Source organism: Nocardia sp. CA-120079 (genome assembly GCF_050955745.1).
GTDB lineage: Bacteria > Actinomycetota > Actinomycetes > Mycobacteriales > Mycobacteriaceae > Nocardia.
Genome location: NZ_CP192088.1, coordinates 3105576 through 3117738, shown reverse-complemented (window position 1 = coordinate 3117738; position 12163 = coordinate 3105576). Strand labels below are relative to the sequence as shown.

Sequence of the window (12163 nt, the reverse complement as noted above, 5' to 3'; positions counted from 1 at the left end):
TCAGCCCGCGGTTAAATCGAGCACGATCTTTCCGGTGGTGCGGCGTTCGGCCACATCGGTCAACGCGGTAGCGATATCGGCGAGCGAATGGACCTGGGATACGAGCGGGCGCATCCCGTCGCGAACCATCGCGGCGAGCGCGCGATCACCCACTGCCACAGCTTCTTTGGCGTACTGGCGCAACATCCGGATCTCGAAGCCCCGCACGGTCGCTTCTTTGAGCAGTACGAGATTCAGCGGAATGCTGGGAATCTTCCCGTCGGCGTAACCGACCGTGACGAACCGGCCACCGCGCCGCAGTCCGCGCAGGGCGGCCTCCGAGTAGTCACCGCCGACCGGGTCGATCACCAGGTGGACACCTTCGCCGCCGGTCACTTCGCGCAACCGCTTCTTCAGATCCGCACGGACATAATCGATTCCGGCCTCGGCACCGAGCTTGCGCGCGACCACGAGCCGATCCTCGCTCGACGCGGCCGCGACCATATGCAACCCCAGCCGGGTGCCGACATCGACGGTGGCCGTGCCGACTCCGCCCGCGGCACCGAGCACGACCGCCCACTCCCCCGCTTTTGCCTCGCCGATGGTGACCAGCGAGTGGTAGGCGGTGGCGTAGGTGACGTGGAACGCGGCGGCATGGACCATATCGAGACCGTCCGGAATCGGGCGCAAACCCGCGGCGGGCGCCACGACCTGTTCTGCGAACGCACCGCCCATCACCGCTCCGGCCACCGACGAACCCACCGGCGGGCCGGACACGCCTGGACCCAAAGCTGTTACAACACCGGCGAATTCACTTCCGGGGGTGAAGGGCAGCGGTAGGGATACCTGATATTTGTTCGCGATGAGCAGTACATCCGGGTAGTTGACCGCAGCGGCATGCACCCGGATCAACACTTCGCCGGGACCGGGCTGAGGATCGTCGAGCTCGACGACCGAGAGTCCGCCTGGCGCACCGTATTCGGTGCAGCGCGCCGCCCTCATCGGGTCCTCCCGACAGATGGCATCGCCGGATCGCGCGGCAAGCCGAGCACCTGTTCGGCGATCGTATTGCGTTGGATCTCCGCGGTTCCCGCACCGATCGTCGAGGCCCGGGTGCGCAGGAAGCCCCACACCCAGCGTCCGCGCTGCACGGCGTGCGGATCGCGGCGGCCGAGCACACCGTAGGCGCCGAGCATATCGACGGCGAATTCGTGCAGGTCCTGTTCGAAGGTCACGATGAACAGCCGCGATGTGGACGATGCGGGCCCAGGCTCCCCCTTGGCCATGATGTCGGCGATTGTGCGCATCCCGGTCAACCGCATGATCGATACCCGGATGTCGAAGTCCGCCAATCGATCACGCACCAGTGGATCCGCGGTCGCCCCACGCTCGTGCGCCAGCTCGATCAGCTCGTCGAGTACGCGACGGTACATCGCGGCCTGGTTCATCGCCCCGGCCGCGCGCTCATGCCCCAGGCTGGTGCGCACCAGCGGCCACCCGCCGCTTTCCGTGCCGATCCGATTGGCGACCGGCACCCGCACATCGCTGAAGAAGATCTCGCAGAAATGCGCGTCGCCGGTCAGGTCGCGCAGCGGCCGCACGCTCACCCCGGGCGCGTGCGCATCGATCAGCAGATAGCTGATTCCCTCCTGCCGCGATCCCGGCGGGCCGGTGCGGACCAGGGTGAAGATGATGTCGGCGATATCGGCCGCGCTGTTCCACACCTTCTGCCCGTTGACCACATATTCCGCGTCGGGATCATCGGGACCACCGCCCTCGAGCCGCGCCGAGGTGCGCAGCGCGGGCAGATCCGATCCGGCGCCCGGCTCGGAATAGCCCTGCGCCCAAACCATGTCGCCGCGCAACATCGGAGCCAGGAAGCGCTGCTTCTGCTCGGCCGTGCCGTATTTGATGATCGTCGGTGCGGCGATGCCGAGCCCGGTCCCCAGCGGACCCGGGACCCGGGCCCGCGCGTACTCCTCCTGGTAGATCACCTGGCGGCCGAAGCTCAGGCCCATCCCGCCGTATTCCCGCGGCCAGCTCGGACCGGCGTATCCGGCGTCGAAAAGCGTTGCCAGCCAAGCCTTCTGCCAGGCCAGCCGCTCGGCCGGATCCTTGGGCCGACGGCCGGGATGATGGTCGGTCAGGAATGCCCGCAGCCGCGCCCGGAACTGCTCATCGGTCTCGACCTGTTCCTCGGTGAACGTGAGAGTCACCTGGCTCCTCCATGGTTGCGATCGATGCGGCGGTCAGCGCGGTGCCATGCGGATGGCGCCGTCGAGCCGGATGGTCTGGCCGTTGAGGTAGGGGTTCTCCAGCATCTCGACGGCGAGACGGGCGTAGTCGTCACCGTCACCGAGGCGCTTGGGATGCGGCACCGTGGCGGCCAGACCTTCGCGGATGTCATCGCGCAGCCGGGCGAGCATGGGGGTGTCCATGATGCCCGGCGCGATGGTGTTCACCCGAATCTGCCAGCTGGCCAGATCCCGGGCTCCGACCAAGGTGATACCGTGCACGCCCGCCTTGGAGGCGGTGTAGGAGGTCTGTCCGATCTGGCCGTCGAATGCGGCGACCGATGCGGTGAGGACGATGGCACCGCGGTCGCCGTCGACGATCTCGTTCGCCGCCATGCGGGCGGCGGCCAGGCGCAGCACGTTGTAGGTGCCGATCAGATTGATCCGCACGACCTCGGCGAAGGTCGCCAGGTCACCGGGGTTGCGATCGCGGTCGATGATCCGGACCCGGTCGCCGCCGCGGCCCGCGCAGTGCACGACGAAACGCAGCGGACCGCTCTTTTCGGCGGCATCGAGGGCGGCGGAGATCTCGGCCTCGTCGGTCACATCCGCGCGCACGAACTGTGCCGCGTCGCCGAGTTCGGCGACGGCCTTGGCGCCCTGCTCCTCGGAGATGTCGGCGAGGACGACGCGGCCGCCGCGGTCGATGATCCGACGCGCGGTGGCCAGGCCGAGCCCGGAGGCGCCACCGGTGACCAGCGCCGAGGAACCGTCGATGTACATACCAAACTCCTTATAAGCCAAGGGATTTACTGATGATGGTCTTCATGACCTCGCTGGTGCCGCCGTAGATGCGGCTCACCCGCGCGTCGGCGTAGAGCCGGGCGATCGGGGATTCGAGGATGTAGCCGTAGCCGCCGTGCAGTTGCAGGCAGCGGTCGACCACACGGCCCTGCATCTCGGTGCAGAACAGCTTGGTCTTGGCCGCGTCGACGGGACTCAGGTCGCCGGCGACCAATGCTGTGATGGCCGCGTCGAGCATGGTCTGGGCGGCCTCGACCTCGGCGGCGATGGCCGCGAGTTCGAATTTGGTGTTCTGGAAGTGCGCGACCGGTTTACCGAATACGGTCCGGTCACGGACGTAGGTGATAGTCATCTCGAGCGCGGCCCTGGCCTGCGCGACCGCGCCGACCGAGATGGCCAGCCGCTCCTGTGCCAGATTGCGGCCGAGGTAGGAGAACGCCTCGCCTTCGGCGCCGAGCAGATTGGCGACGGGGACGCGCACATCGGCGAAGGACAGCTCGACGGTGTCCTGCACGGTGAGACCGAGCTTGTCGAGTTTGCGTCCGACGGTGAAGCCCGGCATCCCCTTCTCCACTACCAGCAGGGAAAGGCCCGCGCGGCGATTGTCCGGATCGGTGCTGGTCCGCGCGACGACGATGACCAGGTCGGCGTGGTAGCCACCGGTGATGAAGGTCTTGGCTCCGTTGAGCACGTAGTGGTCGCCGTCGCGAACCGCCTTGGTCGCGACGCCCGCCAGATCCGAGCCCGTACCCGGTTCGCTCATCGCGATCGCGGTGTAGAGCTCACCCGAGGCAAGGCCCGGGAACCAGCGGGACCGCTGGGCGTCGTCGGCCAGGCCGAGGAAGTACGGAACGACGATGTCGAGGTGGGTGCGCAGGCCACCGAGCGTCACGCCCGCCCGTGCGCACTCCTCCTGGAGCACCACGTTGTAGCGGTAGTCGTCCTGACCCCCGCCGCCGTATTCCTCCGCGATGGCGGTGCCGATGATGCCGAGCTTGCCCAGCGAGGTGAACAGCTCGCGGGGAACGAGGCCCGCCTCGCGCCACTGCTCGTACTCCGGGACCACCTCGCGGGCGAGGTAGTCGCGGACCAGGAGGCGGAAGTCCTCATGATCCTGGGTGAACAGCGTCCGGCGCATCCGGTTACCTCCTCGTGGCAAGCGCGTCGCGATGGCCGCCAAGGGCCGCCGCGCCGAATTCAGTATACGCATTCATTCGTAAAATTAGCCAAATTAAGTATACTGTTCTGAATCGAGCGGCCCGAGAGCGGCGCCGATCGACGGCCAGTGCGAAGGAGAAGATGTGTCGGACGAAGTGCTTGTGGAGCGCCGCGGCGCGGTCCAGGTCATAACGATCAATCGCCCGACGGCGAAGAACGCGCTCAATGCCGGCGTCGCGGCCGGGGTGGCCGCCGCGGTCGACGAGCTCGACCAGTCGGACGAGTTATGGGCGGGCGTGCTCACCGGCGCAGGCGGGACGTTCTCGTCCGGAATGGATTTGAAGGCGTGGCTGCGCGGTGAGAGCCCCGCGATCGAAGGCCGTGGCCTGTGCGGAATCACGATGACGCCACCGCGCAAACCGCTGATCGCCGCGGTCGAGGGCTGGGCCGTCGCCGGCGGCTTCGAACTGCTGCTGGCCTGCGATCTCGTGGTCGCGGCCCGCACCGCGCGCGTCGGTGTGCCCGAGGTGAAGCGGTCGCTGGTCGCGCGTGGCGGCGCCGCGCTGCTGCTGCCGCGGCGGGTGCCGTACGCGATCGCATTGGAGTTGCTGCTGACCGGTGATCCGATCGGCGCCGAGCGGGCGGCCGAGATCGGCCTGGTCAATCGGCTCACAGAGGAGGGCGGCGCGCTCGAGGGTGCCTTGGCGCTCGCCGAAACGATTACGGCGAACGGACCTTTGGCGATCGCGGCGACCAAAGAGATCGCCCGTTCCAGCTCCGACTGGACCCTGGAGGAGGGCTGGGCCAAGCAGGTCGACATCGCACAGCCGGTGTTCTCCTCCGCCGACGCCGTCGAAGGTGCCACCGCCTTTGCGGAAAAGAGGGCACCGATCTGGAAAGGTCGCTGATGTCCGGCGGACCGCTGGCGGGCTGCCGGGTGGTCGAGCTCGGCGGCATCGGCCCCGGTCCCTTCGCCGGGATGTTCCTCGCCGATCTCGGTGCCGAGGTCGTCCGAGTGGATCGACCGGAACGCGCCGATGAGCCGGACGCGAGCGGCCCGGCCAATGTGACCGATCGCGGGAAGCGATCGGTGGTGCTCGATCTCAAGCACCCGTCGGGTCCGGCCGCACTGCTCGACCTGATCGAGCGTGCCGACGTATTGATCGAAGGATTTCGTCCCGGCGTCACCGAGCGTCTCGGTATCGGGCCGCACGAATGCCTGGCTCGCAACCCCCGGCTGGTCTACGGCCGGATGACCGGTTGGGGTCAGGAAGGCCCGCTGGCCGCCGCGGCCGGGCACGATATCGGTTATATCGCCCTTACGGGGGCGCTGGGTGCGATCGGGTCCGCGGGCGGGCCACCGCAGATCCCACTCAATCTGGTCGGCGATTTCGGAGGCGGCGGTTGCTATCTGGTGATCGGAGTGCTTGCCGCGCTGTATGCCGTCGAGCGGACCGGCCGCGGCCAGGTCGTCGACGCGGCCATCGTGGACGGCACCGCGCATCTGCTCGCGAGCACCTTCGCCAAACTCGCGCGTGGCGCGTGGACCGACGAGCGCGGGGTCAATCAATTGGACGGCGGCTGGCCGTTCTATTCCGTCTACGAGACCAAAGACGGTCGGCACATGGCGGTCGGGGCGCTGGAGGCGAAGTTCTACCGGCAGCTGATCGAACTGCTCGACGTCGACGTCGACCCGGAACAACAGCACGATCGGGCAACCTGGCCGAAGCTGCGAAATATCTTGGCCGAACGATTCGCCCAGCGCACCCGCGACGAATGGGCTCAGCTGTTCGAGGGGACCGACGCCTGCGTCGCCCCCGTCCTCGGCCTCACCGAGGCGGCAGCCCATCCGCACCTGGCCGCACGCGGCAGTGTGATCACCCGAGACGGTGTGGTCCAACCCGCTGCGGCACCGCGGTTTTCGGCCACCCCGGCGCGACCCGGCGCGACCGCACCGGCCATCGGCGCCGATACCCGTGCGGTATTCCAGGATTGGGGCATCGGCAGCGGCGACGAACTCGTCCACAGCGGTGCCGCCAGGCAGTCGAGCCGAGAGGCAACCAACACCAGACCGGGTCGCCACCGTGCCGACCCGCAGGACTAAGGAGGTCCATATGAGAGACGCCGTCATCGTCGATGCGGTCCGCACCCCGATCGGGAAGCGCAACGGCACGCTCGGGCCGGTACACGCGGCCGATCTGTCCGCGAAGGTGCTCAATGCGCTGGTGGAGCGCAACGGGATCGATCCCGCCATCGTGGACGACGTGATGTGGGGCTGTGTCACCCAGATCGGCGACCAGTCGAGCAATATCGGCCGATTCGCCGTACTCGCGGCCGGCTGGCCGGAACATGTGCCCGGCGTGACGATCAACCGGGCCTGCGGCTCCAGCCAGCAGGCCATCGACTCCGCGGCGCACGCGGTCATGGCCGGGCAATACGACCTCGTGGTCGCCGGTGGTGTGGAAACGATGACTCGCGTTCCACTCGGGTCGCACCGGACCACGGGGCAGCCCTACGGTCCCGCCGTGCTGGCCCGCTACGACAACTTCGACTTCAACCAGGGCATCGGCGCCGAGTTGATGGTGGAACGGTGGGGCTTCACCCGCACCCAGCTCGACGAGTTCGCGGCGAGCTCGCACGCCAAGGCGGCCGCGGCGATAGACGAAGGCGTCTTCGACGACCACATCGTGCCGATCGAGGTCGACGGGACCAAGTTCACCGTGGACGAGGGACTGCGCCGCGGCACCACGGCAGAAAAGCTGGCGGGGCTGAAGCCGTCGTTCAAGCCCGACGGCGCGATCCACGCGGGCAATTCCTCCCAGATCGCCGATGGCGCGGCCGCACTGCTCATCACGACCACGGAACGGGCACGCGAACTCGGTCTCACGCCGATCGCGCGCTATCACTCCGGGGCGGTGAGCGGGGCGGACCCGATCCTGATGCTGACCGGGCCGATCCCGGCGACGGAGAAGGTGCTGCGCAAGGCCGGACTGTCCATCGGCGATATCGGTGCGTTCGAGGTCAACGAGGCGTTCGCGCCGGTGCCGCTGGCCTGGCTGGCCGAAACCGGTGCCGATGCCGAAAAGCTCAATCCGCTCGGCGGTGCGATCGGTGTCGGCCACCCGCTCGGCGGTTCGGGTGCCATTCTGATGACGCGACTGCTGGCACAGCTGCGGCGCGAGAATCTGCAGTACGGATTGCAGACCATGTGCGAGGGCGGCGGCACCGCCAACGCGACCATTATCGAACTGCTGCACTGAAATTCGAGGAATCCCACATCATGACGTCGTCCGCCCCGGATCGCCCGCTTCCGCAACCGACACTCGCGAGCGCCGAGTTCTGGCGATCCGGTGCCGACGGCGTGCTCAGGATTTCGCATTGCGCCGGCTGCGGGCGGTTCTTCCATCCGCCGATGCCGGTGTGTCCGTCGTGCCGCGGGCGGGCGGTGTCGCTCGCGCCGACTTCCGGTAAGGCGGTGGTCGTCGGGTTGAGCGTGAACCATCAGGCGTGGTTGCCGAAGTTCCCGCCGCCGTACGTCGTAGCGGTGGTCGCGCTCGCCGAGGACGATCGGGCGCGACTGACCACCAATATCGTCGGGTGCGAGCCCGACGACGTGCACATCGGGATGCGGGTGCGGGTGCGTTTCGAACAGGTCGATGATCTGTACCTTCCCCTGTTCGAGCCGGACCCGGAGACCGAGGGGACCGGGCCGTTACCCGAGCCGCGCGAAGTCCGAAATGCGCTGCGGCCCATGGCTTCCCCACACAAGTACGAGGACAAGGTCGCGCTCACCGGCGTCGGGCAGTCGCAAGTGGGCCGACGGCTCATGGTCGACCCGATCTCGCTGACCGTCGACGCCTGCCTGGCCGCGGTGGCCGACGCCGGACTCGACCTGAACGAGATCGACGGGCTGTCCACCTATCCGGGAACGGTCCCCGGCGGTTTGAGTGAAGGCGGCATCACGGCACTCACCGAGGCGCTGCAGTTGACTCCGACCTGGGTCAACGGTGCGCGCGAGGTGCCGGGGCAGATCGGCTCGATTACCGCCGCCATGCTCGCGGTCGCGGCCGGGCTGTGTCGGCATGTGCTTTGCTTCCGCACGGTTTGGGAGGCGTCGCACAGCGCGCTGCTGCGGTCCGGGCAGTGGCATCCCGACGGTGGCCGCGCAACCGGAATGATGGAGTTCCGGGCTCCGTTCGGTGCCATGTCGGCCGCGCAGTGGATCGGCTGCAACGCCTCGCACTACCTGTACCGCTACGGTGTCGGGCGCGAAGCGCTCGGTGCTATCGCGGTCACCGCACGCGCGGGCGCGGTCCGCAATCCGGAAGCCCTCTACCGCGACCCGCTGACCATCGACGACTACTTCAACGCCCGCATGGTCACCACCCCCTTCGGGCTCTACGACTGTGATGTGCCGTGCGACGGCGCCATCGCGGTCGTGGTCTCGGCGATCGAGACCGCCGACGACCGCCCGCACCCACCGGTATTCGTCGAGGCCGTCGGCACCGCGATCCTGGAACGGCTCAGCTGGGACCAGGACACCCTGACGCACACACCGCAGTCCCGCGGCCCGTCGGCCCACCTCTGGACCCGCACCGACCTCACCCCCGCCGACGTAGACGTCGCCCTCCTCTACGACGGCTTCACCTTCAACGCCCTGTCCTGGATCGAAGGTCTCGGCTTCTGCGGCCCCGGCGAGGCAACAGATTTCATCGCAGGCGGCAAAACCATCGCCCTCGACGGCCGCCTCCCCCTCAACCCCCACGGCGGACAACTTTCGGCCGGCCGTCTCCACGGCTACGGCTTCGTCCGCGAGGCAATGCTGCAATTGCGCGGGGATGCCCATGGGCGTCAGGTCGAAGACGCGCGAGTTGCGGTGGTTACCGCAGGCGGGGGTGTGCCCTCCGGAGCGATGCTGCTGAAGAGGGCGTAGCAGTAACCGACACCATGCCGAAGCTCCGTGCTGGCCATCAGCGGTCTCATTCGATTACGCCGCCGCGTCGGTCCTCGCGGCGTCTCGGTGCAGGGTTCACATGCCGTCCACACGTAACGACGGCGATGGGATCGCCCAACGCGCATAAGTGTTTTCGGGCGAAGTAGTAATCCCGATGGCTGTCGGTGTCGGTCTCATGGGTGAGCTCCGTTTGCATCCCGGCCATCGTTTCTCGGTGCGTATCCGCGATAGGGCGGCGCTTGTAGGAGTGAACGCCCCCGAGCAGTGATTCGCCAGCCGACTGGTGCGCTCCGGGAAGCCTGCGCGAGACCAGCATTGGCGAGTCGCTGGACTGCGGCACGCGTGGCCGACTCCTTGCGGTCCGCGTGCCCGCACAGTTCGCGGACCGTGAGCACCTGTGCGGGATCCACAATCGCGAGCGCGACAAGCACTTTGACCTGTGGCTCCGTGAGCGCCATCTCTTGCCCTCCGTCGTTGATGGTGAGGCAACTCGGGACGGGGACGGTTGGCACCCATCCCGAGCGCCACCTCGGACGTTAGAGTCACACCATTCGCAGCTACAATATTCTTGCGGCAAATTGCGAAAGGCTCGACATAGCACCAAGAAGTACGTGAAAATCGACACCGCAATCGCAATTTTCATCGCAAGGGGGATGGTCTTCATGCAACTTCGACACCTCGGCACCAACACCAAGCAGGACGGTTCGCCGAAGCTGTACAGCAGCGACGAGGAACGGCGATACGTCGTGCAGGGATGGCGCACCGACGAGCCCAGACAAATCGAGATCCCGCACCCGCTCCTCGGATTCCTCGAACCGGATACGTGCTTGGGTGCTCGTCTGCACGACACCGGCCATGGCACGTTCCTGCTCACGGGTGAGCCATTGACCGACTCAGAAGCATTGGAGCAGTTGCGCATACCCGCTCATGAGACTGCGGTGATCGTCGATATCGGTGAGGAACAGAGGCCAGATGCAGTACCTGCATGACGACGAGTTCAACCAGTTGTTCCGGGAAGCGCGAACGCGGGCGTTCCATCTGGAGACCCAGGATGTGTACAACACACCCGAGGAAGCCGAGCCCCTACGGCGATGGTTGGCCGGTGAACCCGAACCGGACAGCGAATGGTATTCGGACTGGGACGACCTCATGTCCCAGACCACCGGCCGTGGCATCGCGGTGCAGCGTGTTCGGATCGTCACCGTACCGAACAGCGACTACACGCGATGGCTGTGTGCGGTATCCGACTCGAACGTCGCGGCCGGCGAGGATATCCGCTGGCTGCCAAGGCATCTCGTATCACCTGACGAGTACACGCTCGATGACTGGTGGCTGTGGGATGACGATCTGCTCGGATTCACGATCTTCGAGCCGAACGGCAGATTTGCCGGAACCGCCGTCACCCAAGACGAGGTGCTGGTCGAACGGTGCCGCACAGTCCGAGATCGACTGTGGCCCAAAGCCATCCCGCACGCAGAGTATGTTCGCAGCGAGTTCGTATCACAGCGGTGACCGCGGTAAACGAGGCCAAGCGTGATCTCGGCGCACGTCTGCGCGAACTCCGGCGAGCTGCGCGGCTGAACGGCCAGCAGCTCGCCGGGCTCGCCGCTTGGCATCCGGCGAAGGTCAGCCGCATCGAGCGCGGTCACCAAATCCCGTCCGAGGACGACATCCGCGCGTGGTGTGAACTCACCGGCGCGGTTCTGCATATCCCGGATTTGATAGCCAGTGTCCGCAACGTTCGGGCCGCCTATCTGGAATGGCAGCGAATCGCCGCCAGCGGCCTCACGCGCCGACAGCAACAATCCCTGGAGATCGAGGAAGCCACGCGGCTGGTGCGAGGATGGGAGAACGAGATCGTTCCCGGTCTACTCCAGACCGAGTCCTACGCGCGCGCCGTGCTGTCGGTCTGCATCGACTTCAGCGAAATACCCGACGATCTCGACAGCGCAGTTTCGACACGCATGGCTCGGCAACACGTGCTCGCCCCAGGCAACAGTGCACAGCGGTTCGCATTTCTGCTCAGCGAACAATGCCTCTACCGGACCGTTGGCGACACCGCAGTCATGGCCGGTCAGCTCCAGCATCTGCTGACCGTCATGGGCAACCCTGAACTGTCGGTCGGCATCGTTCCATTGACCGCTGATTTTCGTTGTCCGACAACGAGTTTTCTCATGTACGACCAGCGCATGGTGCAGGTCGAGACCGCTACTGCGGAGTTGACCATCACGCAACCGCGGGAGCTGAAAACCTATGAAAAAGCGTTCGCGATCCTTGCCGCACAAGCCGCCTACGGCGAACACGCCCGCACGCTGATCAGCGCCGCGCTGGAGCAGCGTCGAGGCTAGGGCTTCGCCTGGTCCTCGTACGCCTTCATCGGTTCGCGGCGCGCGATCTTGCGGGTGACGATTCGTTCGACCAGCCGCTGCCAGCCGTCGGCCAATTGCCGGCGCGCGTCGGCGGTATCCGCCGCGGTCGCGGTGTGCAGGTAGAGCAAGACGGGGGCTTCCAGGGCTGCGGTCAGTTGGATGGCCAGGATGTCGGTGTCCGGAAAATCGACGTGTGCCTGGTTCAACAGCATCCCGATGTGGAATTGGGAGATGGTGGCCGCCCCGACGGGGATCGGCTGAGTGGCATCCAGGGCTGCGCGGGCGATCGCGATGTGGTCGAACAGGAAGTCCAGGCGAGCTCGGCCGTAGGCGATCAATCGCTGGATCGGGTCGGCACCAGGGCCCAGTGGTGGCGGACCCGACAGTACCGACTGCTGGAAGGCCTTCTCGTCCTCGTCCATCAGGGCATGGAAGATTCCCGCCCTGGTCCGGAATCGGCGGAACACCGTGCCCTTGCCGAGGCTGGCACGTTCGGCCAGTCCGTCCATGGTGACTTTTTCGACGCCGAGTTCGTCGACCAACTGGCGCGCCACATCCAGCAGATGTCGTCGATTACGTGCGGCATCGCCGCGTTCGTTGCGCGGCAGGCCGAGGTGTAGCGCGGTCGGTTCCACGAGTTCCAAGTTACCGCCGGGAATGAAAGC

General features: G+C 66.7%; 12 protein-coding genes. 7 read left to right on the top strand and 5 right to left on the bottom strand.

The annotated features are described in order from the left end of the window. Genes ACQPYR_RS14120 through ACQPYR_RS14105 form a run of 4 tightly spaced genes read right to left on the bottom strand, consistent with a single transcriptional unit; the run spans window position 1 to window position 4155 of the window. Window positions 1-981, bottom strand: a complete 981-nt coding sequence (locus ACQPYR_RS14120) for an NADPH:quinone oxidoreductase family protein (protein WP_433632193.1) — start codon at window positions 979-981, stop codon at window positions 1-3. Next, entirely contained in the window at window positions 978-2195 is a 1218-nt protein-coding gene (locus ACQPYR_RS14115; RefSeq protein ID WP_433632191.1) for an acyl-CoA dehydrogenase family protein, read from the bottom strand. The genes ACQPYR_RS14120 and ACQPYR_RS14115 overlap by 4 nt, the downstream gene beginning before the upstream one ends. A 33-nt stretch (window positions 2196-2228) precedes the next feature. Continuing rightward, window positions 2229-2996 (bottom strand): SDR family NAD(P)-dependent oxidoreductase, encoded by a 768-nt coding sequence (locus tag ACQPYR_RS14110; RefSeq protein WP_433632189.1) that lies wholly within the window; start codon window positions 2994-2996, stop codon window positions 2229-2231. A 10-nt stretch (window positions 2997-3006) separates the two neighbouring features. Continuing rightward, window positions 3007-4155, bottom strand: coding sequence for an acyl-CoA dehydrogenase family protein (locus ACQPYR_RS14105; protein ID WP_433632186.1), 1149 nt, complete (start codon window positions 4153-4155; stop codon window positions 3007-3009). Window positions 4156-4318: 163 nt separating this feature from the next. Here ACQPYR_RS14105 and ACQPYR_RS14100 point away from each other — a divergent pair, with 163 nt between their 5' ends. The 7 genes from ACQPYR_RS14100 to ACQPYR_RS14070 all read left to right on the top strand — a co-directional run bounded on the left by ACQPYR_RS14100 (window position 4319) and on the right by ACQPYR_RS14070 (window position 11477). Then, window positions 4319-5083, top strand: a complete 765-nt coding sequence (locus ACQPYR_RS14100; protein WP_433632183.1) for a crotonase/enoyl-CoA hydratase family protein — start codon at window positions 4319-4321, stop codon at window positions 5081-5083. Continuing rightward, window positions 5083-6279 (top strand): CaiB/BaiF CoA transferase family protein, encoded by a 1197-nt coding sequence (locus tag ACQPYR_RS14095; RefSeq protein WP_433632180.1) that lies wholly within the window; start codon window positions 5083-5085, stop codon window positions 6277-6279. Before ACQPYR_RS14100 ends, ACQPYR_RS14095 begins: the two co-directional genes overlap by 1 nt. A gap of 10 nt (window positions 6280-6289) precedes the next feature. Continuing rightward, window positions 6290-7435: a thiolase family protein gene (locus ACQPYR_RS14090; RefSeq protein WP_433632178.1), complete on the top strand. Its 1146-nt coding sequence runs from the start codon at window positions 6290-6292 to the stop codon at window positions 7433-7435. A gap of 20 nt (window positions 7436-7455) precedes the next feature. Then, entirely contained in the window at window positions 7456-9108 is a 1653-nt protein-coding gene (locus tag ACQPYR_RS14085; RefSeq protein WP_433632175.1) for a thiolase C-terminal domain-containing protein, read from the top strand. 632 nt (window positions 9109-9740) lie between these two features. Continuing rightward, window positions 9741-10118, top strand: a complete 378-nt coding sequence (locus tag ACQPYR_RS14080) for a hypothetical protein (RefSeq protein WP_433632172.1) — start codon at window positions 9741-9743, stop codon at window positions 10116-10118. Continuing rightward, window positions 10102-10641, top strand: coding sequence for a DUF6879 family protein (locus ACQPYR_RS14075; RefSeq protein WP_433632169.1), 540 nt, complete (start codon window positions 10102-10104; stop codon window positions 10639-10641). The genes ACQPYR_RS14080 and ACQPYR_RS14075 overlap by 17 nt, the downstream gene beginning before the upstream one ends. Further along, entirely contained in the window at window positions 10638-11477 is an 840-nt protein-coding gene (locus ACQPYR_RS14070; RefSeq protein ID WP_433632166.1) for a DUF5753 domain-containing protein, read from the top strand. Before ACQPYR_RS14075 ends, ACQPYR_RS14070 begins: the two co-directional genes overlap by 4 nt. Here the strand turns inward: ACQPYR_RS14070 and ACQPYR_RS14065 are convergent. Then, window positions 11474-12133: a TetR/AcrR family transcriptional regulator gene (locus ACQPYR_RS14065; protein ID WP_433632163.1), complete on the bottom strand. Its 660-nt coding sequence runs from the start codon at window positions 12131-12133 to the stop codon at window positions 11474-11476. The genes ACQPYR_RS14070 and ACQPYR_RS14065 overlap by 4 nt on opposite strands. Window positions 12134-12163: the final 30 nt, after the last annotated feature.

What these genes read in the sequence shown, in the direction of transcription:
- ACQPYR_RS14090 (WP_433632178.1), top strand. Translation starts at nt 6,290, where the DNA reads ATGAGAGACGCCGTCATCGTCGATGCGGTCCGCACCCCGATCGGGAAG.
- ACQPYR_RS14075 (WP_433632169.1), top strand. Translation starts at nt 10,102, where the DNA reads ATGCAGTACCTGCATGACGACGAGTTCAACCAGTTGTTCCGGGAAGCG.
- ACQPYR_RS14105 (WP_433632186.1), bottom strand. Translation starts at nt 4,155, where the DNA reads ATGCGCCGGACGCTGTTCACCCAGGATCATGAGGACTTCCGCCTCCTG.
- ACQPYR_RS14085 (WP_433632175.1), top strand. Translation starts at nt 7,456, where the DNA reads ATGACGTCGTCCGCCCCGGATCGCCCGCTTCCGCAACCGACACTCGCG.
- ACQPYR_RS14110 (WP_433632189.1), bottom strand. Translation starts at nt 2,996, where the DNA reads ATGTACATCGACGGTTCCTCGGCGCTGGTCACCGGTGGCGCCTCCGGG.
- ACQPYR_RS14095 (WP_433632180.1), top strand. Translation starts at nt 5,083, where the DNA reads ATGTCCGGCGGACCGCTGGCGGGCTGCCGGGTGGTCGAGCTCGGCGGC.
- ACQPYR_RS14120 (WP_433632193.1), bottom strand. Translation starts at nt 981, where the DNA reads ATGAGGGCGGCGCGCTGCACCGAATACGGTGCGCCAGGCGGACTCTCG.